Annotated in this window: 28 protein-coding genes; 12 read left to right on the top strand and 16 right to left on the bottom strand. The window is 62.9% G+C overall.

Annotated elements, in window-relative coordinates:
- Window positions 1-52 precede the first annotated feature (52 nt).
- From BLW25_RS21710 to BLW25_RS21700, 3 genes are all read right to left on the bottom strand, one after another.
- Complete coding sequence (locus BLW25_RS21710; protein WP_216279474.1) at window positions 53-1,018, bottom strand: sugar ABC transporter substrate-binding protein; 966 nt, start codon at window positions 1,016-1,018, stop codon at window positions 53-55.
- 65 nt (window positions 1,019-1,083) lie between these two features.
- Window positions 1,084-2,097 (bottom strand): ABC transporter permease, encoded by a 1,014-nt coding sequence (locus BLW25_RS21705; RefSeq protein ID WP_092904087.1) that lies wholly within the window; start codon window positions 2,095-2,097, stop codon window positions 1,084-1,086.
- Window positions 2,098-2,189: 92 nt separating this feature from the next.
- Window positions 2,190-2,951, bottom strand: a complete 762-nt coding sequence (locus tag BLW25_RS21700; protein ID WP_092904085.1) for a phytanoyl-CoA dioxygenase family protein — start codon at window positions 2,949-2,951, stop codon at window positions 2,190-2,192.
- 146 nt (window positions 2,952-3,097) lie between these two features.
- On the opposite strand from BLW25_RS21700, the gene BLW25_RS21695 reads away from it, so the two are divergent.
- Window positions 3,098-3,955 (top strand): AraC family transcriptional regulator, encoded by an 858-nt coding sequence (locus tag BLW25_RS21695; RefSeq protein ID WP_171909706.1) that lies wholly within the window; start codon window positions 3,098-3,100, stop codon window positions 3,953-3,955.
- On the opposite strand, the gene BLW25_RS21690 is transcribed toward BLW25_RS21695, so the two are convergent.
- From BLW25_RS21690 to BLW25_RS21670, 5 genes are all read right to left on the bottom strand, one after another.
- Window positions 3,932-4,993 (bottom strand): threonine aldolase family protein, encoded by a 1,062-nt coding sequence (locus BLW25_RS21690; RefSeq protein ID WP_092904081.1) that lies wholly within the window; start codon window positions 4,991-4,993, stop codon window positions 3,932-3,934. The genes BLW25_RS21695 and BLW25_RS21690 overlap by 24 nt on opposite strands.
- Window positions 4,990-6,024, bottom strand: a complete 1,035-nt coding sequence (locus BLW25_RS21685; protein WP_092904079.1) for a succinylglutamate desuccinylase/aspartoacylase family protein — start codon at window positions 6,022-6,024, stop codon at window positions 4,990-4,992. Before BLW25_RS21685 ends, BLW25_RS21690 begins: the two co-directional genes overlap by 4 nt.
- A 92-nt stretch (window positions 6,025-6,116) precedes the next feature.
- Entirely contained in the window at window positions 6,117-7,676 is a 1,560-nt protein-coding gene (locus BLW25_RS21680) for an ABC transporter substrate-binding protein (RefSeq protein WP_092904077.1), read from the bottom strand.
- A gap of 16 nt (window positions 7,677-7,692) precedes the next feature.
- The gene (locus tag BLW25_RS21675; protein WP_092904075.1) at window positions 7,693-8,349 is read right to left on the bottom strand and encodes a GntR family transcriptional regulator; all 657 of its coding nucleotides are present in this window, start codon (window positions 8,347-8,349) and stop codon (window positions 7,693-7,695) included.
- 194 nt (window positions 8,350-8,543) lie between these two features.
- Complete coding sequence (locus BLW25_RS21670; protein ID WP_092904073.1) at window positions 8,544-8,996, bottom strand: RrF2 family transcriptional regulator; 453 nt, start codon at window positions 8,994-8,996, stop codon at window positions 8,544-8,546.
- Between the two features lie 286 nt (window positions 8,997-9,282).
- On the opposite strand from BLW25_RS21670, the gene BLW25_RS21665 reads away from it, so the two are divergent.
- The 5 genes from BLW25_RS21665 to BLW25_RS21645 all read left to right on the top strand — a co-directional run bounded on the left by BLW25_RS21665 (window position 9,283) and on the right by BLW25_RS21645 (window position 14,821).
- Window positions 9,283-10,185 carry a sulfurtransferase gene (locus BLW25_RS21665; RefSeq protein WP_092902811.1) on the top strand — a complete coding sequence of 301 codons (903 nt, stop codon included), beginning with the start codon at window positions 9,283-9,285 and terminating at the stop codon, window positions 10,183-10,185.
- 93 nt (window positions 10,186-10,278) lie between these two features.
- On the top strand, window positions 10,279-11,535 hold the full coding sequence (locus BLW25_RS21660) for a sugar ABC transporter substrate-binding protein (RefSeq protein ID WP_171909705.1): 1,257 nt from the start codon (window positions 10,279-10,281) through the stop codon (window positions 11,533-11,535).
- A gap of 4 nt (window positions 11,536-11,539) precedes the next feature.
- Window positions 11,540-13,168 carry a sugar ABC transporter ATP-binding protein gene (locus BLW25_RS21655; RefSeq protein ID WP_092904069.1) on the top strand — a complete coding sequence of 543 codons (1,629 nt, stop codon included), beginning with the start codon at window positions 11,540-11,542 and terminating at the stop codon, window positions 13,166-13,168.
- Window positions 13,161-14,147: an ABC transporter permease gene (locus tag BLW25_RS21650; protein ID WP_092904067.1), complete on the top strand. Its 987-nt coding sequence runs from the start codon at window positions 13,161-13,163 to the stop codon at window positions 14,145-14,147. The genes BLW25_RS21655 and BLW25_RS21650 overlap by 8 nt, the downstream gene beginning before the upstream one ends.
- Window positions 14,144-14,821 carry a glutathione S-transferase family protein gene (locus BLW25_RS21645; RefSeq protein WP_092904065.1) on the top strand — a complete coding sequence of 226 codons (678 nt, stop codon included), beginning with the start codon at window positions 14,144-14,146 and terminating at the stop codon, window positions 14,819-14,821. Before BLW25_RS21650 ends, BLW25_RS21645 begins: the two co-directional genes overlap by 4 nt.
- A gap of 72 nt (window positions 14,822-14,893) precedes the next feature.
- Here the strand turns inward: BLW25_RS21645 and BLW25_RS21640 are convergent, their stop codons facing one another.
- The 5 genes from BLW25_RS21640 to BLW25_RS21620 form a co-directional block, all read right to left on the bottom strand.
- Complete coding sequence (locus tag BLW25_RS21640; protein WP_092904063.1) at window positions 14,894-16,057, bottom strand: M20 aminoacylase family protein; 1,164 nt, start codon at window positions 16,055-16,057, stop codon at window positions 14,894-14,896.
- A gap of 118 nt (window positions 16,058-16,175) precedes the next feature.
- Window positions 16,176-16,988, bottom strand: coding sequence for a transporter substrate-binding domain-containing protein (locus BLW25_RS21635; RefSeq protein ID WP_171909704.1), 813 nt, complete (start codon window positions 16,986-16,988; stop codon window positions 16,176-16,178).
- 30 nt (window positions 16,989-17,018) lie between these two features.
- On the bottom strand, window positions 17,019-17,747 hold the full coding sequence (locus BLW25_RS21630) for an amino acid ABC transporter ATP-binding protein (RefSeq protein ID WP_092904059.1): 729 nt from the start codon (window positions 17,745-17,747) through the stop codon (window positions 17,019-17,021).
- Between the two features lie 10 nt (window positions 17,748-17,757).
- On the bottom strand, window positions 17,758-18,396 hold the full coding sequence (locus BLW25_RS21625) for an amino acid ABC transporter permease (RefSeq protein WP_216279473.1): 639 nt from the start codon (window positions 18,394-18,396) through the stop codon (window positions 17,758-17,760).
- Window positions 18,396-19,082 (bottom strand): amino acid ABC transporter permease, encoded by a 687-nt coding sequence (locus BLW25_RS21620; RefSeq protein WP_171909703.1) that lies wholly within the window; start codon window positions 19,080-19,082, stop codon window positions 18,396-18,398. The genes BLW25_RS21625 and BLW25_RS21620 overlap by 1 nt, the downstream gene beginning before the upstream one ends.
- Window positions 19,083-19,169: 87 nt before the next feature.
- Here BLW25_RS21620 and BLW25_RS21615 point away from each other — a divergent pair, with 87 nt between their 5' ends.
- The 5 genes from BLW25_RS21615 to BLW25_RS21595 all read left to right on the top strand — a co-directional run bounded on the left by BLW25_RS21615 (window position 19,170) and on the right by BLW25_RS21595 (window position 22,578).
- A complete protein-coding gene (locus BLW25_RS21615) occupies window positions 19,170-19,955 on the top strand; it encodes an SDR family NAD(P)-dependent oxidoreductase (protein ID WP_092904055.1) in 786 nt (261 codons plus the stop codon).
- Between the two features lie 47 nt (window positions 19,956-20,002).
- A complete protein-coding gene (locus tag BLW25_RS21610) occupies window positions 20,003-20,932 on the top strand; it encodes a beta-keto acid cleavage family enzyme (protein WP_092904053.1) in 930 nt (309 codons plus the stop codon).
- Window positions 20,929-21,309: an acyl-CoA thioesterase gene (locus tag BLW25_RS21605; protein WP_092904051.1), complete on the top strand. Its 381-nt coding sequence runs from the start codon at window positions 20,929-20,931 to the stop codon at window positions 21,307-21,309. Before BLW25_RS21610 ends, BLW25_RS21605 begins: the two co-directional genes overlap by 4 nt.
- Window positions 21,310-21,324: 15 nt before the next feature.
- Window positions 21,325-21,987 (top strand): TetR/AcrR family transcriptional regulator, encoded by a 663-nt coding sequence (locus tag BLW25_RS21600; protein ID WP_092904049.1) that lies wholly within the window; start codon window positions 21,325-21,327, stop codon window positions 21,985-21,987.
- 186 nt (window positions 21,988-22,173) lie between these two features.
- Window positions 22,174-22,578 carry a DUF2177 family protein gene (locus BLW25_RS21595; protein ID WP_092904412.1) on the top strand — a complete coding sequence of 135 codons (405 nt, stop codon included), beginning with the start codon at window positions 22,174-22,176 and terminating at the stop codon, window positions 22,576-22,578.
- Here the strand turns inward: BLW25_RS21595 and BLW25_RS21590 are convergent.
- From BLW25_RS21590 to BLW25_RS21580, 3 genes are read right to left on the bottom strand one after another with little or no spacing between them, the layout of a single operon-like run.
- Window positions 22,559-23,302, bottom strand: a complete 744-nt coding sequence (locus tag BLW25_RS21590) for an SDR family NAD(P)-dependent oxidoreductase (RefSeq protein ID WP_092904047.1) — start codon at window positions 23,300-23,302, stop codon at window positions 22,559-22,561. The genes BLW25_RS21595 and BLW25_RS21590 overlap by 20 nt on opposite strands.
- Window positions 23,303-23,306: 4 nt before the next feature.
- Entirely contained in the window at window positions 23,307-23,942 is a 636-nt protein-coding gene (locus BLW25_RS21585) for a ChrR family anti-sigma-E factor (protein WP_092904045.1), read from the bottom strand.
- Window positions 23,939-24,631, bottom strand: a complete 693-nt coding sequence (locus BLW25_RS21580) for a sigma-70 family RNA polymerase sigma factor (RefSeq protein WP_253188616.1) — start codon at window positions 24,629-24,631, stop codon at window positions 23,939-23,941. Before BLW25_RS21580 ends, BLW25_RS21585 begins: the two co-directional genes overlap by 4 nt.
- Window positions 24,632-24,757: 126 nt before the next feature.
- On the opposite strand from BLW25_RS21580, the gene BLW25_RS21575 reads away from it, so the two are divergent.
- The coding region (locus BLW25_RS21575) for an FAD-dependent oxidoreductase (protein WP_253188615.1) at window positions 24,758-25,431 on the top strand (674 nt) is incomplete at its 3' end.

Below are 25,431 nucleotides of genomic sequence, written 5' to 3'. Positions count from 1 at the left end.
CAGAAACTGTCCGGGAAACGTCCCGGGCCCTGACGGGCCCGGGACGCTTTGATCAGTTCAGGTCTGCGATATTTGCAGAGGTGAAGATGCCGACGCCGGTGTCGAGATCGTCAATGGTCTCGCCGTTGAGAAACTTCGCCAGCAGATCAACGGCGGCAAAGCCCTGGGCTTCCGGAGCCTGGTCGATGGTCGCCTGGATTACCCCGTTCTCGACAAACTCGACCGTCTGATCAAGCAGGTCGAAACCGACGATCTTGACCTCGCCCGCGCGACCATTGCGATCCACCCAGGAACCGGCTGCCGGAGTGGTGCAGCATTCAAGGCTCAGAAGCCCCGAGATTTCCGGGTTGCCGAGCATGGCGTTTTCAATCGCGGCATACATTTCCTGCGGGTCAGTGCCGGTATTGACGGTCTGCACCACCTCGGCTGCGGGGCAATCGGCCGCCATCGCCTCGCGCGCGCCGCTTTCGCGGTCGAGCGACCATTGCGCTGCTGCGTCCAGCGTCAGGATCAGCAGCTTGCCTTCGGGATGAACTTCGCACATCAGCTTGCCGGCTTCGCGGCCCGACTGGATCAGATCCTGGCCGGCGAATGCGATGCGTTTGCTGTCGGGATTGTCGGTGTTGTAGGTGATGACCGGGATCCCGGCCTCGACCACGCGGTCGATGATCGGTGCCAGCGCATCGGTCGAGACCGAGGAAATCGCCAGCCCGTCCATCGTGTCGAGCAGCGCCTCGATCTCATTGATCTGGCCATCGGCATTGGCGCCGACCGGGCCGATGAATTTCGCTTTGACCTTGTCCAGCGCATCGCCGCGCTCGACGCCCGCGCGGATCTGCGGCGCGAATTCATTCGAGACATCGTGATACGAGACAAAGATGTTCAGTTCTTCGCCCGCAGCCACCTTTTCAGCGATCCGCGGCGCCAGTGCGAAATCCTTGACATTGATTGGGTCAGCCCCGGCCAGCATCGGCCAGGAAAGCCCCGCGACCAGCGCGGTTCCAAGCAGTTTTTTCATCCTAGGTCCTCCCTCTTTGTTGTTTTCGATCATGCCCTCCCGCATGATCGCCCCGTTCGGGGTCTTCAGATCCGGCGTTCCCGGATGGTCCATTTATCAATGGCGACCGCGACCACGATGACGAGGCCGATCAGGAACTCCTGGGCAAATGGGGAAACCCCGGTCAGCACCAGCCCGTTGCGCAACACGCCGATGATCAGCACACCAAGGATGGTGCCGATGATGGTGCCTTCGCCGCCCGCAAGCGATGTGCCGCCGACAATGGTGGCCGCGATCACATCCAGCTCCAGCCCCAGTCCGGTGCGCCCGGCCTGGCCCGAAGGCAGGAAGGCAATCGACAGGATGCCGGCGAAGGCGGCAAGGCCACCCATCAGCGCGAAGGCTGCGATCTTGACACGCTCGACCGAGATCCCGGAGACGCGTGCCGCCTTTGTTGAACCGCCCACCGCCAGCACGCGGAACCCAAATGAGGTCCGCGCCAGCAGGAACCAGCCCGCCAGCGCGATCAGGGCAAAGAACACAAGCTGCATCGGAATGCCGGCAGCCGAGCCCTGACCAAGGAAGGTGAACTGCGCCAGCACATCCGGCGCGGCGCCATTTTTGGCATTGACGGTCACCGGGCGACCATCCGTCAGGATCAGCGCCGCGCCGCGCACCATCGACAACATGCCCAGCGTCGCGATCAGCGAAGGCAGCCGCCCATAGGTCGACAAAAGCCCGTTGATGATGCCGATCACAATCCCGGCCAGGATGCCCAGCACCAGGGCCGCGAAAAGCCCGTAGCCGGCGACGATCACCATGCCGGTCACGAGGCCGCAAAACGCATAAATCGACCCCACCGAGAGGTCGACTTCGCCCGAGGCGAGCACGAAAGTCATGCCGACCGCCATGATCCCCAGAAGCGAGACCTGACGCCCGATATTCAGCAGATTGTTGGTTGTGAGAAAGCGGTCATTGAGCAGCGTCAGCGCAATACACATGACCAGAAGGGCCAGCGCGACGCCGGTTTCGCGCCCGCCGAACCGCAGGAACCGCTTTTTTGCCGCTTTTGCGGCAGGCTGTGCCAGAGACCCTGTCATCAGCTTCCTTTCCGGGATGGCCGCAATCAGGGCCTTTCTGGGATGGCGAATGGCCCGCCGTCGCGGGCCACAATGGCTCAGGAGAACCGAAGTCAGGCAGCCATGAAGCTGCCGGCAGGAACCGGCTTCATCTCTTCGTAATTGCCATATTCGCGCAGACGGGCGAAGGGCGCATTCGAGACGGCGTTATAAGAGCAAATGTAACCCCAGCGATAGGTGTCGCTGTTATTTGCATCCGAGCGGTGCAGCAGATTGCCGTGGAACACCAGCGCGTCACCGGCTTCCATCTCGACATAAAGATGCTCGTAACGCTCGATGGCGGCCTCGAGATGGGTGCGCGCCACATTGGTCTGGCCGTCTTCGCGGACGTGGTCGAGACGACCGAGCTTATGCGTGCCGCTCAGCACCTGGAGGCAGCCGTTTTCTTTGGTTGCTTTGTCGAGCGAGATATAGATCGACAGCATATCGGGGCGCAGGCAGCCATTATTGTACCAGTAGCCAAAGTCCTGGTGCCATTCCCAGGCACCGCCCTCGCGCGGCTGTTTCATGGTCATCTTATGGCTGTAAAGGTAGGCCTCTTCGCCCAGAAGTGCCTCGGCCTGCAACACCATGCGCTGGTCACGGGCCAGAAGCCCGTATTTGTCATCGCCGGCGGTGTTCCACATTTTCAGAAGCGTGCTTTTGCCATCGCGGTCACCCTTGGCCATGACACTGCCTTCGCGGGCTTCTTCTTCAAGCTGCTTGCGGGCGTGGTCGCGGAAATTGGTGACTTCTTCGGCTGAAAGCAGCCCTTTGACGATATAGAAGCCATCTTCCGCATAGCGGTTCTGCTGGTCCCTGGTCGGCATGAGCATGACCCGGCCCTCCCTCTGTCTTCGAAATGAAATCCGATCCTCCGAACCGCGCGCCATGGCTGCAGCGGCCCCTCCTGTGGCGGTTATGACCTGTCGCGCGTCATTCTAAAATGGACTCTCAGATCAATTATTTGTATAAAACGCGCATGATTCCGCCCCACGAAAAACGAACGGTTTTTGTCGAAAACCTGCATACGCTGCCGGATCCCCGCTGGGACGGCGCGCTTGCCCGAGTGGCCCGGGCGGGCCATGTGATCTGCGGCCCGGATTATGCGATCAGCCGGATGTCTTCGCCGGGTTTCGATCTGCTTTACTGCCGGGAAGGGCAGGGGACGATCCGCATCGGCGAGGAGCTGCGCCGGATCGGTCCCTCGACCTGTGCGGTGATTGCGGGTGATCAGCCGCATGGCCATTTCGCTGACCGACAGGACCCCTGGGTGCTGTACTGGCTGCGCATCACCGGGGCCGAGGCGACAGAGATGGTGCGCCTGCTGTTCGGCCCCGGAGGGCGGATCCCGATTGCGCGCGGAGCGGCGGTTGCCGACTGGTTTTCCCGTCTCTTTGATCTGATGCGCGAGCGGAGCAAGAACCAGGACCTGCTGATCAACCGGCAGATCGCCGAACTCTGGTCGCTGCTGAACGCCGAACGGCTGGCACTTGAAAGCGACCGCCTGCCGCCCGCGCTGATGCGCCTGATCGCCGCGATGGGTGCCCGCCCCGAGCTGCGCTGGACGGCGGAAGACATGGTCGCAACCGCCCGGATGAGCGCGGCACAGCTGCGCCGGCTGTTCAGCGCGCATCTTCAGACGACACCGCGCGACTGGCTGCGGCGGCAGCGGATCCAGCGTGCGCAGGATCTGCTTTTGCGCCAGGGGGTTACGGTCTCGGCGGTGGCCGATGCCTGCGGCTTCAGCGACATCTACCATTTCAGCCGCGAATTCCGCCGGGTGGTCGGCCTGTCACCGACCGCCTGGCGTCAGTCAGATGGCGGCGGCGGTCTGTAAGGCTTTGTCGTCATGCCCGAGGATGCCGGGCAGCACCGCCGCCAGCCGCTCGATATCCGCGCCGGTTGTGGCATGTGAAGTGACCAGCCGGATCGCGGTCTGTCCGTCTGACCGGGCAATCAGATAATGCGCAAAACCGGCCTGGCTCAGGGCCTCGCTCTGCCCGGCGCTGGCGGCAAAAAACAGCATATTCGCCTCGACCGGATAAAGCGGGGTGTGACCTGCGGCCCTCATAAGACCGGCAAGCTGGCTCGCCATGGCATTGCTATGCGCGGCCAGCCGCAGCCAGAGGTCATTTTCCAGCCAGGCGTCGATCTGGGCCGAAAGGAACCAGAGCCGCGATGCCAGATGGCCGGCGCGTTTCATCAGCCGGTCAAACCCGGTCGCCTGGTCTGGGTTGAAGATCAGAACCGCTTCGGCTCCTGTCGCGCCGCTTTTTGTCGCGCCAAGACAGAGGATGTCGACACCCGCGCGCCAGCTCAGATCCGCCGGCGTGCTGCCGGTTGTCGCCAGGGCATTGGCGAAACGGGTGCCATCCATATGGACGCCCAGCCCGGCCGCCCGTGCCGGATCGGTCAGCACCCGGATGTCGGCGGTGCGGTAGGCGGTGCCCAGTTCCGTGCACTGGCTGAGCGACAGCACGGCCGGGCGCATCCGGTGTGGATCCCGGCTGTCATGAAGGGGCGGCAGCGTGTCGGGTGTGATCCTTCCACCCGTACCCCCGACAGGCAGCAGCCGGGTCCCCGACTGGAATTCAACCGCGCCGCATTCGTCGAGATTGATATGAGAGTCGCGATGACAGATCACTTCGGCAAAACGTGGCGCGAGCTGTGTCAGGGCCAGCGCATTCGCCGCCGTGCCGGAAAACAGCGGAAAAAAGCGCAGATCGCGATCAAAGATCTCGCAAAAGCGGCGTTCGACCCTTTGGGTGATCTCATCCGTGGCATAGGGCGAATGACCATGGCGCAGGACCGGCGCGAGGGCATCGAGCAGTTCCGGCGATGGCGGGCAACTGTTATCAGACCGGAAGTCAATCATTTCAGTGCCTTGATTCCCGCAAGGACAGCCGCGCGCGGTGTCTCCTCCAGCAAATGGAACAGGCAGTCGCCAGGCAGGCAGCGCCCCATCGCGCGCGTCACCGCAACGATCCCGTCGCTGGCGAAATGCAAGGCGACCGGGGCGTCTTCCGGGCGTTCCGGCCGGTGGATCCAGCCGGCAGCCTGGCCCTTTTCCACCACATCGCCCGGCGCTGCCAGGGGCTCGAATACGCCTTCGCCCGGGGCATAGGTGAAATGGGCTTGCGTGTTGAAGACGAAGCGGGTTGCGATTTCCGCCCGCCATTCCGCAGCCATTTCGAGGATGCCGAGATGATCGAGGAGGCGGTAGATACAGCGCTCGGCCACATTCAGATCGGCGGCATTCAGCGCCCCGCCGCCGCCAAATTCGCCCGAGAGATGCATGACCCCCTTGCGCAAAGCCGCCCGTCCGGCGACGGGCGCGGCAGGGATCCCCGCCTGCGCCCAGGACAGGGGCGCGTTCATCGCCTCAAGCGCGGCGAAGGTTCTGGCCGCCATCACGGGATCACAGCTCAGATCGGCATAGGAACAGGAAAGATGGCGCAGCGAACTGCCCCCCGAATGCAGATCCAGCATCACATCGCACAGCGGCAGCAGCTCTTCAGCGATGAAAGCCGCGATCTGCCCGGTTGGGGTGTCGGTATAGTGATCCCCAAAGCTGCGGTTGAGATTGCCACCATCAAGCGGAGAGGTGCGCTGGCCCGCGACAACAGCTGGCAGATTTGCCGCCGGCAGCACGAGGATCCGGCCCCTGATGCGGCTGACATCGAGGCTGCGGACCAGCCGCGTCAGAGCAAGCTGCCCCTCATATTCATCCCCATGCGAGCCCGCCATCAGAAGGATCGTCGGCCCCTCGCCATTGGCGAAAACCGCGAAAGGAATAGCGATTGTGCCATAGGCGGAACGATGGACAGAATGCTCGACACGGATCCAGCCGACCTGGCGCCCCTGGGCGGTCAGGTCCGGCTCACACCAGACGGAGGTGAGGGACATGCAGTTCTCCGGTTATGAGGACGGTGACCGGGTTTCCGGTCACCGGAACGGTCCGGGCGGCACGCGATGCGCCCGGAGCCCTGGCGCGGCGGTCAGCCCTCCAGCCAGATCCGCTCGATGATGCGGTCGCCCGAGAGGTCTGCAACATTGCTTGGCTCAAACCCTTTGACCCGCACCGATTTTGCATCGAGGAAATCGGCAAAGACCGGGATCGCGCTTGGCCCCTCATTGTGCAGGATCGCCTGCATCTCGCCATAGATCTCTTTGCGGCGGTCGAAATCAAGCGCGGCCTTGCCCTCGGCCAGCAGGGCGTCAAAGCGCTCATTCGACCAGTAGCTTTCATTCCAGGACGATCCGGTGCCATAGATCAGCGAGAAGGTCTGGTCGATCGGGCGGTTCAGCCAGCTTGAAACCGCGAAAGGCTGCTTCATCCAGGCGTCGTTCCAATAGCCATCCGCCGGGCGGCGTTGCACATTTATCTTCAGCCCCGCTGGCCCCGCCTTGGCGGCATAGACCATCGAGAGGTCAATCGCCTCGGGCAGCGCCGCCTCAGATGTATAGAGGTCGATGCTGAAATCCTCCATCCCGGCGGCTTTGAGATGGAATTGCGCGCGTTCCGGGTCGAACAGGCGCTGCGGCAGGTCTGCATTGTAATAGGGGCTGTCGGGCGAGATCGGGTGATCATTCCCCAGCGAGCCCAGCCCGCCCATCACCAGATCCAGCATCGCCTGGCGGTCGCAGCCATACATCAGCGCCTGGCGGATATGATTGTTGCTGGTCGGTTCCTTGTCGGCGGCGCAGATAAAGGTCCAGTGGACTGCCCCGGGAGAGCGCACCAGTTCCAGTTTCGGATTGTCGCGGATGAAAGGCACGACCTTACGGTCGACCTGATTTATCACGTCGATCATGCCGCTCTGCAACGCCGCCAGCCGCGAGGTGCCGTCATTGATCACATGGATCACCACCTGATCGACATGCGCGCGATCAGATTTCCAATAATCCGGGTTGCGTTCCAGCACCGCCCGCACGCCAGGGTCAAAACTGACAAGCCGGTAGCCGCCGCTGCCGGTCAGGTTCGGCCAGTCGGTAAAGCCATCGGGCACAATCATCGCGTGATAATCGGCGAAGACGCGCATGAATTCAGCATTGGCGCTGTCAAGCACCACCGTCACCTCATCCGGCGCGGTCACCTGAATGTCGCTGATCGTGTTGAACAACGATTTCGCGCCCGAGGTCGTGTCTTCGCCGCGATGCAGATTGACCGAATAGACCACATCAGTGGCATCAAGTGTTTTGCCGTTGTGGAAGGTGACGCCGCTGCGGATCTTCAGAACCCAGGTGATGGCATCGGTGCTGTCCCAGCTTTCGGCCAGTTCGGGCGCCAGCGTGCCATCGGGCAGCACCTCGACCAGCTGGTTGCAGACCGCAACCCCGATCACCCGCTGGACCTGCTGGGTAAAAGCGCGTGGGTCGAGTGAGTTGTCGGTGCTGCCCCCGGCCATCCCCAGATTGAACACGCCGCCTTTGACCGGCGCCCCGCTTTCGGCGCGGGCCATGCCAAGCGGCAGCAATAGACCAAGTGCAGAACCCGCCGCCAGAAAGCCGCGACGGTTCAGGCCAGAGCGCGGGCCGGTGAGAGGGAAAGATGTCATCTGATTGTCCCTGTTGTCATTTGTTTTGATTGTTCAGATCGCGTTCATCGTCGCTCAGGCTGCGTTCGGTATGCTCCTGCGCCGCTTTGACAGCGGCCCCGGCATCGCCTGCGAGGATCGCGTCGATCATCGGCTGATGCCATTCGATCAGATTGATCCGGGATGGCCAGTTCAGCTCTGACCAGCGATAGAGCCATTCGGTATGGCCCGAGATCGCCTCATATTGCCGTTTGAGAAGCCCGTTCCCGCAAAGCGCGACGATGCCACTGTGAAAGCCGAGATCGGCCTTGACCCGATCCCCGGCGATCCCGGATATCTCTGCGGCTCTGAGCTGCTGGCCCAGTTCGGTCAGCCTGTCGGATTTGTCCTGATCTATGGAACTGGCAAGCAAGCGGACCGCCAGTTCCTCCAATGCGCCGCGAAGCTGATAGCTTTCGCGCAGAACTTCCGGATTGACCTCTTTCACCGACCAGCCGGCATAGGGGCGTCGGACCAGCAGGTTTTCGGTTTCCAGAGCCGCGAAAGCCGCCCGGACCGTGCCGCGCGCCACCTGGAGAGAATTCGCGATTTCCTGTTCGGTCAGGCGCTGCCCGGCCGCCAGCTCGCCCGCAACAATCATGTTGCGCAGGTGCGAAATCGCCCGGTCCGTAAGACTTACTTTCTCGAACAGCATGAAAGTCCTCCCGATTCCCCAGAGGATAGATGATTGTTAACAATCAGCAACGCAAATTTCGGCGGGAGGGAGTTTTTTGCTGGGTTTCCGGCTGCGGCGCCTGGTTTTCGGGCAGGCTGCCAGGCCCCCGGACCCCGTGGATTGCTCTTTCTTTCACCCGGCCCCGGCACGCCGGGACGTCAGGCTTGCAGCGTTCAGGATTTCCAGTGCTGCGGGCCTTCGCTGAGGCGGCGCACGATGTCTGGCAGGTTTCCGTCGGCCAGGCTTGCAAGGCTGGTTTCATCCAGCACCTCGCGGATCGCGGCGCGAAAGGCGATCCAGACATCCTGGAGCGGGCGGCTGCGGGCATTGTAATCGACCGACTGGGGCGGCGTGCCGCGCACCAGGGCGATCTCGCCCTCGATGGCGCGGATGATTTCACCGACCGAGATCGTGCGCGCCGGACGGGCCAGCCAGTAGCCGCCCTCGGTGCCGCGCTGGCTGTGCACCAGCCCGGCCCGTTTCAGCTCATTGAGGATATTGACGAGGAAGTTCAGCGGCATCGCCTGCGCACGGGCGATGGTTTCGCATTTCAGCGGCTCCTCGCCATATGCGGCCAGTTCGATCATCGCACGCAAAGCGTAATCGGTCCTCGCGGAGATATGCATCGGCCGAGACGCCCTTCCTGATAAGATCGGTTATATTGGACACTTCGCGGGTGTCGCGACCGGATCACCTCATGATTCCACAGTGAGCTGATGATGTAAAGCTTAACAGGCTTTCTGTTGCGGGCCGTGTTTCTGACTGAAATTTTCCAAAACACCCATGCCAGAAACATGGTCTGTTCCAATCTTCACTCACCTTGTTGACAAGTATTGTTATGAAGATGACTTTGCCCGCAGCAGTCCGGATCAGGCCGGTTTGAACCCCCGGTGCCGGATATAAGGAGCGAAAATGGCGGCGATTCCCCCCCTTGTCGATGGTGACTGGCTTGAGGCCAGGCTCGGTGATCCCTCTCTCAGGATCTTCGATGCGACCACGGTTCTCGCCTTCCCCGAAGACGGGCAGGATGGCTATTACACGCTGTCTTCGGGGCGCGATGCCTATATTGAGGAACATATCAGCGGTGCCGCTTTTGCCGATCTCCTGCTGGAGCTGACCGATCAGCAGGCGCAACATGCCTTCACCGTATTGCCATCCGCGACATTTGCCGGGCGGATCGGTGCGCTCGGGGTCGGGGATGACAGTGTCGTGGTGGTCTATGACCAGTTCGATCCGGCCCGCAATCCCGGCGCCTTCTATCAGCATTGGGCGGGGCGGCTCTGGTGGCAGCTGCGGCTGGAAGGCTTTGACAATGTGGCGGTGCTTGACGGCGGCCTTGCGCAATGGCGGCGCGAGGGGCGGCCGGTTGAATCGGGTGAAACCCATTATCCGCCCGCGACGTTCACCGCCCGCCGCCGCCCCGAGCTGATCGCCGACAAGGCGCAGGTGCGCGAGGCGATCACGCGCGATGATATCCTGCTGCTGAACACGGTTGATCCGGTGACCCATGCGGGCGGGCGCACCACCTTTTCGCGCCCCGGTCATATCCCGAACAGCCGCAATGTCTGGTATGAGGATATTTTTGACGCAGCGACCGGCAAGCTGAAATCTCCTGACGCGCTCCGGGCGCATTTCAGCCGGGTGGGCGCGCTCGACCCGTCAAAGCGCACCATCACCTATTGCGGCAGCGGCATCGCGGCCTCGGTCGAAGCGCTGGCGCTGGCCACGCTCGGGCGGGATGATGTGGCGGTCTATGACGGATCGCTGACCGAATGGACGGCGGATCCTGATCTGCCGCTTGAGACCGGCGCATAGGTCCGGGCCTGACCACAGACAGGGGCCGGAGCACAGACAGGGGCCAATCCCTGACGCCCCTTTCCAGACAACCATCAAACCAAAGGTAAAATGATGACCAGAGTTTCTCGTCCCACTGTGCGTGGGCTCTCCAGACGTGCGCTGTTGCAGACGGGGGCCGCCGCGGCCCTGCTACCGGCGCTTGGTGCCGGCGCGTTGCGCGCCCAGACGGTGCAGCGGATCGGGTTCACCCCTTTCAGCTATGCCGCAACGCTTTCGGTGCAGATCGCCGAGGCCTTCAATGCCGCCGCGAAACAGCTTGGCATCGAAGGCGAAAGCTTTGACGGCCAGTCTGATCCGTCGATCCAGGTCAATGGGCTGAACCAGCAGATCGGGCGCGGCTTTGGCGGCATCGCGCTGGAGGCGGTCGATGGCGGCTCGATCCGGGGTCTTGCGCGGGTGGCGGAAGAAAACAAGGTCTGGCTGAGCCATGTCTGGGGCAATGCGCCCTGGTTCACGCCCTGGGATGCCAGCGAATATTACAGCCTGCATATCCAGCCGAACGAATATGAAGGCCTGGGCCAGGTGACCCGTGTCCTGATCGAGGCGCTTGGCGGCGAGGGCACCATCGTGCGGGTCGGCGGGTTGCTGAATGACAGTTCGGATGTGGTGCGCAGCGCCGGTGCCGATAAGGTCATCGCAGAATATCCCGGTATCACCTTTGCCGGTGAACTGCCCGGCGACTGGACGCCGGAGCAATCGCAGAAGGCGGCGGCTGCGCTCCTGTCGCGCTTCCCCGATACCCGTGGCATCATCGCGCAGAATGACGATACCGCGACCGGCGTGATTGCGGCGATCCGGGCGATCGGCAAGGTTCCGGGCAAGGATATCCTGGTCGTCGGCACCAATGGCACGCTTGACGGGGCGCGCCGGATCAAAGAGGGCACGCAGCTGGCCTCGGCTGCGAATAATCCGTCCTTCATCGGCTATACGCTGGCCGCGAACCTCTATGACCGGCTGAACGGCTGGACGCCCGAGCCCCTGGAACGGGCTCTGACCTTCCGCGCCGAGATCCTGACCAAAGACAATATCGATGCCTATATCGAACGTTATATCGACGCGCCGGTCGAGACCCATTTCGATGCGACCAAAATCTCGCGGGTGAAAAGCCCCGAAGACTGGGATCCGCAATATGAACTGATCCCGAGCGATATCGACGAGCAATGGATCAATCAGCCGAAGCCGGAGGGCTATACCTATCCCGAGGCCTATGTGAAGGGCCGCGAAGACGGCTCTTATGAGCGGATCGTCCAGCAGTTCAAAGATCACTACAAGATCAAGCTGCTCGACAAATCCCCGCTGGCGGGCTGAGCCGATGGCCCCCGCATCCCCTTTGCTGGAACTGACCGGCATCGCCAAAAGCTATGACGGCCACAGGGTGCTGACCAATGTGTCACTTTCCCTCAGGCGCGGTGAGATCATCGGCCTTCTCGGCGAGAATGGTGCGGGGAAAAGCACGCTTCTCAATATCCTCTCCGGCGTTGTGACCAAAGACGCCGGAGAGATCCGCAGGAATGGGAAACCCATTGTGCCGCGCAGCTATCGCGAGGCCAATCAGCGCGGCATCTTCCGTGTCTTCCAGGATCCGGCGCTGATCGGCACTCTGACGGTGGCGCAGAACCTCTGGTTCGGCTGGGAGAGCCTGTTTCGCAATGCGGCGGGCCTTCTTGACAGGCGCGCCATGGAAGAGGCGGCGCGCGAGGTGCTGGCCTCGGGCAATCTGGCCTCTGTCCCGGTGACGAAACGGGTGGGCGATCTGCCCCCCGGCCTGCGCCAGAGCCTCGATATCGCGCGGGCTGTGGCGCTGGCGGACCGGCTGGATATTCCCGATCCGGTGATCCTCTTCGATGAGCCGACCACCGCGCTTGACCAGAGCCATGAAGAGAATTTCCTGCATCTGCTGGACCGGCTGCGTGGCCGGGCAGGGGTGGTCTTCGTCTCGCATCGTCTGGGCGAGGTTCTGCGCAGCTGCGACCGGGTCGTGGTGCTGAAAGACGGCGATCTGGTGACGGATCAGCCGGTTCAGGGCCTGACAGAGCCTGACCTGCACCGGCTGATGGTCGGGCGCGAGCGCGGCGCGAATTATTATCTCGGCGATCTGCAAAACGGCGGCCTTGCCCGGGCCGCCCGGCTGGAGGTGGATGGTCTGCGGCTGGCATCGGGGGTCGGGCCGCTTGGCTTCAGCATCAGGCCGGGGGAAGTCGTCGGCATCGCCGGGACGGACGGATCGGGGAAACGGCGGGTGGCCCAGGTGCTGGGCGGTGACCTTGAACCCGATGAGGGCGAGATCCGGGTCAATGGCAGGCGGATCGGGGCCGGCAGTGATGCGGCTGTCAGCGCCGGGATCGCCTTTGTTCCGGGCGACCGTCAGGCCGAGGGGCTGATCACCGGCGCCAGCCTGATCGCGAATTTCCAGCTGCCGTCGCTGCGCGATCTTTTCGCAACGAGGCTGGGGGTCTGGCGGCAGGCAACAGCCCGCGCGGCCGCAGAACGCCGTTTCCAGGCGCTGGAGGTGAAGGCACCCGAAGGCATCGACAGCCCGGTTTCGGCGCTGTCGGGCGGCAATCAGCAAAAGGTCCTGCTGGCAAAATGGCTCGAACGGGCGCCGCAGGTTCTGGTGCTGGAAAACCCGACCCAGGGCGTCGACAGCGGCGCGCGCGAGGCGATCTACCGCACCATTCGCGAGGCGGCGGCGGCGGGCATTGCCGTATTGATCGTCAGTGATGACCTGCCCGAGCTGATCGGCCTCTCGGACCGGATCCTCGTGATGGTCGAAGGCAGGATCACCCGCGATATCGCCGCGCCGCCGCAGGCGAAACCGGCAGAGGCCGATATCGTCGCCGATATGATCCCGGCGGGTCTGTCACCAACCGCAATTCCGTCAGTGACCCCGCCAGCACCGCTGGCGGCGCTGGCCAGTGTTTCAGGAAAACTCCATGTCTGACCATAGTCTTACCCTGCAGCCTGCCCGCCTTTGGCTGAGGCAGCTGCGGCCGGGGGATCTCTTGCCGGTTGCTGTGCTGGCGGCGCTGATCCTTTTCTTCGCGCTGCGGGCGGACTCCTTTCTCAGCCCGGCCAATCTCCTGATCATGAGCGGGCAGGCCGGGATCCTTTTGCTGGTGGCGCTTGGCGCGACGCTGGTCATTCTTATGGGCAGCATCGACCTCTCGGTCGGCTCGATCATCCTGCTGACAGCGGCGATCCTGTCCCGGGTGGTGAATTTCGGGGTCACTGCGCCGATCCTCATCATCCTCGTCGTGATCCTTGTCGGCGCGCTGGCGGGGCTGGTGAACGGGCTGATCTTCACCTTCGGCAAAGTGCCCTCGTTTATTGCCACGCTTGGCACGCTTTCCTTCTTTGCCGGGCTGGGGCTGACGGTGATCGGCGGGCGCTCGATCTATTTCGACGCGCCGGGGGTGCTGTCGCTTTCCATCGGGCAATGGATTCCGGGCGTGCAGAATTCGGCAATGATCGGGCTGATCGCGCTGACCCTGGTGGCCCTGATCACCAACCGGACGCGGTTCGGTCTTTATATCTATGCGATCGGCGGCAATGAGCGGGTGGTGCGGCTGTCCGGGATCGCGCTCAGGCGGGTGAAGATCCTGGCCTTTGTCACCTCGGGGGTGACGGCGGCGCTGGCGGGGCTGCTGATCTCGTCGCAGCTTGGCTCCAGCGGGCCCTCGCTCGGCTCGACGGCCCTGCTTGATTCCCTCGCAGCGATTGTGGTCGGCGGCACCGCGCTTTCGGGGGGCGTCGGCGGGGTCGGGCGCACCTTTCTCGGCGTCCTGATCATCACCGTTCTGGTCAATGGGCTGAACCAGATGGGCGTCCAGGATTTCGCCCAGACCATGATCAAAGGCGCCGTTATCGTGCTGGCCGCGATCTTCACCATGGCCTCGCAACGCGGCCTGACCCTCAAATGAAACGGGAGGCCAATGTGCCGAAACTCTATACAAATTTCGAATCCGGCAACAGCTATAAGATCCGGCTGTTCGCCGCACTCGCCGGGATCACGCTTGAGGAATATGAGGTCGATCTGCCGGGGGATGAACATCATGGCCCGGCGTTTCTTGCGATCAATCCGCGGGGCGAGGTGCCGGTTCTGGTCGATGGCGACCGCATCTTCCGCGATTCCGCCGCGATCCTGACCTGGCTTGCCGGCACCTATGCGCCCGAAGGCTGGGGTGGCAGGGATACGGGCGAGCAGGCCGGGATCATCGACTGGCTCGCCTTCTCGGCCAGCTGGATCCAATATGGTGTCTTTACCGCCCGCGCCATTGTCTCGTTCAGAGGCACCTATAACGGCGTCGGCTTCCAGCAAGAGGCGGTCACCCTGAACGAGGCCCGCATCCGGGGTCTGAAATCGCTTGAGATCCTCGAGACCGCGCTGACCGGGCAGGACTGGCTGGTGCTGGGCCGCCCGACCATTGCCGATATCTCGGTCTTTCCCTATGTCGCCCTGGCCCCGATGGGGGATATCCCGCTGGAGCCCTATCCGGCGATCCGCGCCTGGATCAGCAGGATCCGCGCCCTGCCGGGGTTCATCACAGTGATCGGGCTGGATGATCCGCAATATCGCCGCAAGGACCGACCGTAACGATCCTCGGAAATGCCATGGCGCGGCGGAGGTCTTAAACGACGCCCCGGCGTAGATTTCGGGACCAGCGGGTCAGATCAGCGCCACCCGCTGCGCCAGCCCCACCCACCAGGCCGCGCCGACCGGCAGGAGGTCTTCGTTAAAGCGGTAGCGCGGGCTGTGCAGTGCCGGCCCGGGGCCCGCACCGAGAAAGCCGTAGCAGCCCGGGCGTTTCTCCAGGAAATAGGCGAAATCCTCGGAGGCCAGCGAGGGTTTCGGCGCGGGATCGACAGAAGCGGGCCCAAGCATCCGGAGCGCAGTCTCGCGCGCGAGACCGGCTTCCTTTGCGCTGTTTTGGGTGACGGGATAGCCGCGGTGATAGTCGAGCGTGATCTTCAGATCGAGGCTCGCGGCCAGCCCGGTGCTGATGCCCCGCATCCTCGTCTCAATCAGGTCACGCATTTCGGCGCTGAGACTGCGGGTGCAGCCACGCATCACCACGGTTTCCGGCAGAACATTATAGGCCTCGCCGCCATGGACCTGGGTGACCGAGACCACCGCGCTGTCCAGAGGATCAGCATTGCGTGCCACGATCCCCTGCAAGAGCTGATGCAGCTGGCTTGCCCCCAGCAGGGCATCGCGCCCCAGATGCGGCATTGCGGCATGGCAACCCGTGCCGGTCAGGGTGATGTCAAAACGATCGACAGCCGCCATCTGCGCGCCGTCACAGGCGAGAAAGCGGCCAAATTCCAGCCCCGGCCAGTTGTGCAGCCCGTAAATCTCCGGGATATCAAACCGCTCAAGCAAGCCGTCGCGGATCATTGCGGCCGCCCCGGCGCCGGTTTCCTCGGCGGGCTGAAAGATGAAGACGACATCTCCGGGCGGGGGCGGGGCCTTTGTCAGATGCCGCGCCGCACCCAGCAGCATCGCCATATGGCCGTCATGCCCGCAGGCATGCATGACGCCCGGCACGCGCGAGGCCCAGTCAAGGCCGCTCGCTTCCTCAATTGGCAGCGCATCCATATCGGCCCGCAATCCGATCGGAGGCGCCAGCCCCTGGCCTTTCAGCACCGCAACAACGCCGGTGCCGCCGATGCCGGTGACCGGCTCCAGGCCCATCTCGCCAAGCCGCGCCGCCACGAAGGCCGCGCTTTTATGCTCCTCATAGCCAAGCTCCGGCATCTGATGCAGCGCACGCAGCCAGGTGCGCATTTCGGCAGCGCCATCGGCAAGGGAGGCGGGCAGGGCAACGGTCATCGGTGAGGTCTCCGGCAGGAAAACAAGTGCCCCGCCAGAGGTGCGGCATCGCATCTGCGACGGGGCAACTGCGACGGGGCGAGGGCGCACAGGCGCGCCGCAGGCGGCCGTTTGCGGCTCAGTTCAGCTCATCCAGCGATTTGGGCAGGTCGGGCATCTCGTTGCCGATCCATTTCAGATAGATCGCGCCGAGGCTGCCATCGGCCTCCATCCCGGTGATCACCTCGTCCAGCTTTTCCACCAGCGCGGTATTGTCCTTGTTCACGCCAATGCCGGCATAGGTGCTGGCCATGACATATTTGATTTCCAGATTGCGTGCGGGGTTCTGGCGGATCACTTCCATCACGATGGCTTCGCCGGTGGGGATCATGTCGACCTGGCCGGTGACAAGGGCGACCGAGGTCGTCGCATCATCGTCAAAGCGCTGGATATTGGTGCCGGCGGGCGCGCCATTGGTGATCAGCGGATCCATCATGGTGCCGCGGGTCACGCCCACAACCCTGTCGCCGATGGTTTCATTACTGGTGACATCAAGATCCTTCGGCGCCACCATGACAGTGCGGAACACCAGATAGGGGCGGGTGAAGCCAATGGCCTCGCGGCGTTCGGGCGTGATGCCAATGGTTGCGACCACGGCGTCAACCCGGTTCGAGATCAGATAGGGCACACGGTTGGCGCCGGTCAGGACCACCAGCTCGACCTCGACCCCGAGGCGCTTGCCGATTTCCTGGGCCACATCGATATCAAGGCCGACGGGCTGGTTCGCATCGCCGATCAGGCTATAGGGCGGCAGGTCATTCTGCACGCCGATCACGATCTTTTTCTTTTCCAGAATGGCCGGCAGATCTTCTGCCACAGCCATTCCCGCCCCGAGAACCAGGCCCAGACTGACCATGGCACCGGCTGCAACCTTGCTGAATTGTCTGATCATCTTAGTCTCCATCTTCCCTGTTATTGGTTGTCAGCGGACAGCAGAAAGAAACTTCTGCAGCTCGGCGGTCCGTGGCTGACTGATCGTTGCCTCTGCCGGGCCGACCTCGTGCAACCGCCCCTGATGCATGAAGGCAATGCGGTTGGCGGCCCTGCGGGCAAAGGCGATCTCATGGGTCACCAGAACCATGGTCAGGCCCTGTTCCGCCAGCTCGCCCAGCACCGTGAGCACCTCGCCCACCAGTTCGGGGTCAAGCGCCGCCGTCACCTCGTCAAGCAGCAGGATCTCGGGCTGCACGGCAAGGGCGCGCGCGATGGCGACGCGCTGCTGCTGGCCGCCCGAGAGATCGCGCGGATGGGCGCGGAATTTGTCGGCCAGACCGACGCGTTCCAGATAGCGATGGGCAAGCTTCAGCGCCTCTGCTCCGCTCGCCTTGCCGGTGACGCGCGGCGCAAGCGCCACATTGTCTTCTACCGTCATATGCGGAAAGAGATTATAGCCCTGAAAAACGATGGCGACCTTGCGGCGCAAAGCGCGCAGCTTTGCCTTTTCATAGCTGATCGGTGTGCCGGCAATTGTCAGGCTGCCGCCCGAAATCTGCTCCAGCCCGTTCAGACAGCGCAGCAGCGTGCTCTTGCCAGAGCCGCTTTTGCCGATCAGCGCAATCACCTCGCCCGCAGCAATGGACAGCGTGGCATCATAGATCACCTGATGGGTGCCGTAGGATTTCGTGACGGCGTTCAGTTCGATGAGTGACATGGGCCCTCTCTCAGAGCTTCAGCTTTTCGAGGCGCTTCGCCGCGAAGGACATGGGCAGGTTGATCAGCAGATAAAGCGCCGCGACGATGCCAAAGACGCGGAAACTGTCGAAGGTGGTGCCATTGACCATCTGGCCGGCCCGCATCAGCTCGACAAAGCCGACCATCGAACAGACCGAGGTGGCCTTTACCAGCTGCACCAGAAAGCCCACCGTTGCCGGGGCCGAAAGCCTGAGCGCCTGCGGCAGGATGGCAATGCGCAGCATCTGAAAGCTGGTCATGCCGAGGCTGTCGGCGGATTCCCACTGCGCGCGCGGAATGGCAAGCAGCGCCCCGCGCCAGATCTCTCCCAGAAAGGCCGCAGCAAAAAGCGACAGCCCCACGGTGCAGGCAACGAAGGGTGAGACATTATAGCCGGTCCGGGCGATGCCGAAATAGATCATGAAGATCACGACAACCAGCGGGATGCCCTGGAACAGCCGGATCAGGACAGCCGAGGGCAGGGAGATCCAGCGATTGGGAGAGCTGCGCAGGACCGCGACCAGCAGTCCCAGAATGCCGCCAAAGACCATCGCGGCGAGGGTCAGGGCCATCGTCCAGCCCAGGCCCTGAAGGATCAGGATCATATGATTCTGGCTGAATTCACGCATCAGACAACATCCTGCATGCGGCGCTCGCTGCCCCAGCTGCCGCTGACACGCCGGCTGATCAGGGCAAAGAGCCCGGCAAAGACCGAAGAGAGCGCCAGATAGATCACGGCCACGACAACATAGACCTCGAACGGACGAAAACTGGTCGAGGCGAGGTTCGAGGCTTCGTAATTCAGCTCGGGAATGGCAATGGCCGACAGGAGCGAGGTGTTCAGCATGATGATGATGAACTGGCCGCTCAGCGCCGGAAGTGCCGCGCGCAGCATCGGCCGCGCTACGACATGGCGGAATTGCTGCAGGGCGGTGAAGCCAAGTGAGTCGCCGGCCTCAAGCAGGCCTTTCGGAATGCCGAGCATCCCCGAGCGCAGGATCTCGGTCGCATAGGCCGCGGAATTGAAGGTCACGATGATGATAGCCGCGACATAGCCCGGCATCGTCACTCCAAGTTTCGCGAGGCCGAAATACAGGAAAAAGGCCTGCAGCAAAAAGGGCGTATTGCGGACAATCTCGACAAAGATCTGGCTGGGGATGGTCACCCAACGCCCCCAGGCCATGCGGCCAAGGATGATCAGCGCCGCACAGGCGATGCCGATGACAAAGCCCCCCACCGCGTAGAGCACGCCGCGCAGGGCCCCGCCGACAAGCAGCGGCAAATGGTCGATGACCACACCAAATTCCACCGTCACCTCCCGGTTCATTTTTTGAAACAGAATTGTTGACGTGCATGATCTAGTCAAGCAAAACATTACAAGAATAATTTTTAGGACGGGAAGATGCTTCGTCAGGGCTACTACATCGTCTCGGCAGGTGGCGCAGGGATCGGTCTTGCAATCTGTCGTGAAATCGCGGCTCAGGGTGGGACGGCCGTGGCGCTGGACCCTTTCAACGCGCCTGCCGAAACGGGGGCAGGGATCCTGCATTACCCCTGCGATGTAAGCGATTCCGGGCAGGTCGAGGCGCTTGTTGCCGAGCTCTCCTCTGGCCCTGTGCCGATCGAGGGGCTGGTAAATTGCGCCGGGATCGCAGGGCCGACCGGTCTGATCGATTCCATCTCTGCCGAAGACTGGGAACGCGTGCTCGGGATCAACGTGATTTCCGCCGCGATTCTGATCAAGAACGTTTCATCCGTAATGAAGAAGCAACGGCGCGGGGCGATTGTGTCGATTTCCTCGGCCTGTACCCGCAACGGTTTTCCGCAGCGCGCGCCCTATGTCGTGTCGAAGGCCGCGCTGGAAATGCTGTCCGAGACCATGGCGATGGAGCTTGGCCCCTGGGGCATCCGCTCGAACGTGGTGGTGCCCGGTATCGTCGAGGGCGTCAGGATCGAAGCCGTGGCCCAGGCCCAGGCCGATACCCGTGGCATCAGCTTTGACGAGGCCATCGCGGAATTCACCGCGCGCACCTCGCTGAAAGCCATGGTCAGCGGCGAGGACATCGCGAAAAGCGTGCGTTTTCTTCTGTCGGACGAGGCGCGTCATGTCAGCGGCCAGAAACTGGCCGTCTGCGGTAATTTTGAGGGCTATTCCAGCGAAATGGTCGCCCCCTTCGCCCGCGTCTGAGCGGTAAAACGTCTGATCCCGCGCTTCGCCGCAACAAGGAATGCCGAATGTTCAAGTTCAATAAGACCATCATCAGCTGCGCGGTGACGGGGGGTGTTCATACCCCGAGCATGTCGCCCTATCTGCCGATCACTCCGAAACAGATTGAGGATTCCGCTGTCGAGGCCCATGCCGCAGGCGCCGCTGTCGTGCATCTTCACGCCCGTCTGGATGATGGCCGCCCAACCGCCGACCCGGCGGTTTATGGCCAGTTCGTGCCGGGGATCCGGGCGCGTTGTGATGCGGTCGTCAATATCACCACCGGCGGCGCACCCGGCATGACCATGGACGAAAGGCTCGCCGCCGCGCGTGCGATGTCACCCGATATGGTCTCGCTCAATATGGGCTCGATCAATTTCGGCTTTCACCTGATGGCGGGCAAGAAAAAAGACTGGCAATATGACTGGGAAGAGCAGTTCCTGCTTGAATCCAAGTCGAAATATTCGGTCAATTCCTTCCAGGTGCTGGAAGATATCGTGACTGAACTCGGAGCCGAGGGTGTGGTCTTTGAATGTGAATGCTATGATATCGGGCATCTCTACAACCTGAAATATCTGCGCGATCAGGGCATTATCCGCGGCCCGATGATGGTGCAGTTCATCTTCGGCTTCCTTGGCGGTGTCGGCGTCCATCCGAGCCATCTTGAGCATTTCTACGAAACAGCCGAGCGGTTGTTCGGGGATGATTACTATATGTCGGTGCTGGCCGCCGGCCGTCAGCAGATGGCCTTCGGCACGGCCTCGGCCTGTCGCGGCGGTGGTGTCCGGGTCGGGCTGGAGGATGCGCTCTATATCCGCAAAGGAGAGCTCGCGAAATCCAATGCCGAACAGGTCAATCTGATCGCCGAGATCCTCGACAAGCTGAACATCAAACTGGCCAGTTCGACGGATGTGCGCGAGGCCTTCAATATGCGGCCCCGGATCGGCGTGGTGGCATGACCGCGGCCCGCCATAGCCGCGAGGCGTTACTGCGCTTTGCCGACCGCGATGCGATGGGCCATGTCAACAGTCTGAAACTGGCAGAGCTGATCGAGGATGCACGGCTGGATTTTCTGGCCGGCATTCCGCAGGCCCCGGATGTCGAATGGCGCCTGGTCTCTTTGCGCGTCGATTTTCACGCCCAGCCGGTCGCAGCGCGCCGCCTTGTCACCCGTTCCGTGGTCAGCCGGATCGGCAACAGCTCTTTTGACATGTCGCATGAGATCTTCGAAGATGACCTTCTGGTCGCCTCGGGTCTGTCGGTTCTGGTGCAGGTCGATCCGCGCAAAGGTGTTTCATCAGCCCTGCTAGGGGCACAAAAATCCTGTCTGACCTGACACCCGGAAGTGAGTATGGCACCGCGAAAGATCGAAAAGGCCCGCCCGCCCCAGCTGCGAAGCCTGATGACCCGGCAAAAGCTGATCGATGCCGCCATCGAGCAGCTTTGGGAAAGCGGCTATCAGAAAGTCACCATTGCCGCGATCTCGGCCCGGGCCGGGGTGACCCATGGCGCCCATCTGCATCATTTCGGCACGCGCGAGGATCTGCTGGCCGCGTCGGTTGATGCCCTGTTCCAGCGCAGTGTCGCGGAATATGAGGTGCGCATGGCGGAACTGCCGCGTGATATGCCCGCCCGTGCCGATGCCGCACTGGAGCAGCTGCGCCTTGTCGCCATGGGGCGCATTTTCGAAGTGGTGGGGGAATTGTTGCTGGCCGCGCGCACCAATCCCGAGCTCGGCACACGGATGCATCACTATGCGATCTCGCAGCGCGCTTTGCAAAAACGGATGTATGAACTGGCCTTCGGCGCGGCGGCCTTGCAGGACAAGCGCATCCTGCTTCTCCTCGACGGGACTTTTGCGATTTTCCTGCGCGGTCTGGCGACCCTGAAAAAGACCCGCAGCGCGGCAGAACTGGAAGAGGCCTGGCTGGCCTGGAAGACCACCGCTTTGCCGGTTCTTCTGGCGCATCTTGCCGAAATCGGGGCGGCAGAACCGCAATCCGCTCAGATCTGACGCCAGCGGCATATCTTCCCTGCCGGGATCCGCCTTTCGCACGCAGTATCTGGCATCTGTCGCAGGATGCAGGCCCCCGGCGCGGTCTTCGGGGCAGGGATCGCACTCAAAGCAAGAATGCGACGTGATCCAACTCTGCCCGCGTCGCGTATTCCGATGGATGCGGTTGACAGCACGGGGCAGACCATGGGCCAGGCCATTCTTCTTTACGCGGTGACGGCAGTGGTCTTTCTGGGCCTCGATATGGCTGGCATCCGCTACATTATCCGTCCGATATTCGAGACCCATATCGGGCATCTGCTGGCCGCGCCGCTCCGGCTGGGGCCTGCGGTGGTTTTCTACCTGTTCTATATAGCGGGGCTGTTGTTCTTCGTGTCTTTGCCCGCGCTGAAAGCCGGGGCACCGTTGCAGGCCCTGGCATTCGGGGCGCTGCTCGGGGCGATGTGCTATGGCACTTATGAAATGACGAATTACGCCACGCTGGCAGACTGGTCCTGGCAACAGGTGCTGGCCGATGGGCTCTGGGGCACGGTTCTGACCGGCTTTGCGGCCTGGGCCGGGGTGGCGGCGCTCAGCGGTCGCCTGGCCTGAGCCGCCCGGTCAACCGCAGCGAGAGCGCATAGGGCAGTGCCCTCAGACATTTGATCGTCCGGGTGAACCTTTTGGGAAAATGGATCTCAAAGGCACGCCCCTTCAGACCACGGATCACCTCCTGCGCCGCCTCTTCCGCTGTGAGCATCGCGGGCATAGGGAAGCTGTTCTTCGCGGTCAGCCGGGTCGCGACGAACCCGGGGCAGACAAGCCGCACGTCGACACGCGGCGCCAGTTCGGTTCGCAGGGTCTCGGCCAGGTTGTTTACCGCAGCCTTGGTCGCACTATAGGGCTGCCCGCCCGGCAGGCCGAAATATCCCGCGACCGAGCCGAAGAGGACCAGTTGCCCGCCATCGCGCAACAATGGTGGTGCGAGGCGGGCGATCTCGAAACTCCCCAGCAGATTGACCGCCACCAGCCGCGCCGTGGCCTCCGGGTCCAGATCGGAAACCCGGCCCGGATCATAAAGCGCGGCGGTGCAGATCACCGCATCGAGGCTGCCGGGTGTAAGACCGGCCGCCACATCCGCGAGCGCCCCCGGTGTGGCCAGGTCGAGGGGGAGAACCTTGGCCTCATGGCAACCGGCTGCCAGGAATTCCAGCGCGGCCTGATTGCGCGCCGACAGGATCAGTCGCGCGCCCTCTTGCGAGAGCGCCCGGGCAAGGGCCGCGCCGATGCCCTCGCTCGCGCCGATGATCCAGACCGTCTTGCCGGCAAAGCCCATCGGATCAGATCCTGAACAGCGGTTGCAACAGACGCGGGATCATCGCGCGAAACCGCAAAGGCGCATCGGTCGCGGCCAGACAGATGCAGGGCCCGTCCGGCCCGGCGACCGGCTGATGGTCGATTTCATCATGCGCAATTTCCACATCACCGGGGCCGAAACGGCCCTCACTGTCGGAAAAATCACCCTGCAGCACCAGGGTCAGTTCCAGCCCGCCATGGCTGTGTGCGGGCACCGCCCGCCCCGGCGGGATATAAAGCAGCCGGAGCGAGCCCTGGCTGTCGGCCGACAGGATCTGCTGGCGGATCCCACCGCCCAGCATTCGCCATTTTGGCGGCTGGCCACCAAGCGCCTGCATGACAGCAGCGGGAAAAATACCTGAGGCCGTCGACTGCAGTGGCGGCGGCGACGCATCGTCCAGCGCGGCCAGCAGGCGATCCTGCGCCCCCGCACTGAGGGGGGCGGGGGCAAGGCGGTCAAGCAGGCTGCCCCCCAGCATCTCGGCTGCCTCTGCCCGCGCCCGGCAGGCATCGCAGAGCGAGAGATGCGCCGCCACAACCACGGCAAACGGGTGGCCAAGACTGCCGGTCACATAGGCGTCGAGCAATGCGTCTGAAATATGATGCGTGATGGCGGTCATGGCTGCCTCAGATCGTTCAGGTCGCGCCGCAGGCGGTCCAGCCCCAGCCGGATCCGCGATTTTATGGTGCCAAGGGGCAGCCCGGTCATTTCGCTGATCCGGCTATGGGGCATATCCTCGAAATAGGCCTGTTCCAGCACCCGGGCCTGATCCGGTGACATCGCATCAAGAGCCCGGCGCAAAAGCGCAGCCTCCTGCCCGAGGGCGAGGATCTGTGCGGCATCGGGCTCAGAGCCTTCGGGTTCGATCAGCGCATCGGGTTCGGGTGGCGGCTTGCGACGGATCAGGTCGATATGGCGGTTGCGCGCGATGCGGTAGATCCAGGCGCTGGCCTCGGCCCGGTGCGGATCGAACTGCGCCGCCTTGTGCCAGACCGCCAGCATCACATCCTGCACCACATCCTCGGCGCTGCCATCGCGCAGGCCGCCACGCATCAGCATGGCTTTCAGCCGGGGGGCAAAATGCTGGAACAACAACAAAAAGGAGGCACGGTCGCGCTGGTCGCGCACCGCAAGCAACCACAGGGTCGGATTGGTCTCGCCCCCCATGTCTGGCGCAGCGTCTGGTGCTGTGTCTGATGACAAAAGCCCGCTCTCCTTCGCGGTCGTCCGGGCGCCTCCATACGGCAGTGCAACGCCCGGATCGGGCGCGGTGATCACATTCAGCGTGCTGCGGCTCTCTGACATCATGGGTTGGATACGCCCGCGCCGGTGCAACAGATCACCGTGCAGTGAAAAATGCAATTCCGGCCGGGCCTGGTGATCCGGGACCAGCACGGCTGCGTAATCACAGACAGACAAGCTGAGGGGGCGGATGTGCCTTTTGACCTGACACGCAACGCACCACAGAAGATCGCCATCATCGGCGGCGGGATTTCTGGCCTTGCAGCCGCCTGGCTGCTGTCGGGGCATCATCAGGTCACCCTGTTCGAGGCCGCACCGCGCTTTGGCGGGCATGCCCGTACGGTGATGGCGGGCAAGCGGGGCGATGTGGCGGTGGATACCGGGTTCATCGTTTTCAACTATGCCAATTATCCGCATCTGACCGCGCTGTTTCGTGATCTTGATGTGCCGGTGCAGCGCAGCGATATGAGCTTTGGCGTCTCGCTGGGGAATGGCGCGGTTGAATTTGCGCTGCGTTCGGCCAATGCGCTGTTCGCGCAGCGCTCAAACCTGCTGCGGCCGGGCTTTCACCGCATGATCCGCGATATTCTGCGCTTTAACGCGCGGGCAACGGAGACGGCAGCGGGGCGGGCTGACCTCACCATCGAAGCTCTGATCACGGAGCTCGGCCTCGGAACCCGCTTCCGGGACCATTACCTTTATCCCATCTGCGGCGCGATCTGGTCGACGCCGGCGCGCGATATCGGTGCCTTTCCGGCGGGGCCCCTGTTGCGGTTTCTGGGCAATCACGCGCTGATGTCAAAGGGCGGGCAACATCAGTGGTGGACGGTCTCCGGCGGCAGCGTGAGTTATGTGACCCGGCTCAC

The sequence above is a fragment of the Rhodobacter sp. 24-YEA-8 genome (genome assembly GCF_900105075.1).
Taxonomy (GTDB): domain Bacteria; phylum Pseudomonadota; class Alphaproteobacteria; order Rhodobacterales; family Rhodobacteraceae; genus Pseudogemmobacter.
The sequence above is the reverse complement of the archived record's forward strand: the minus strand, read 5'-3'. Positions and strand labels throughout refer to the sequence as shown.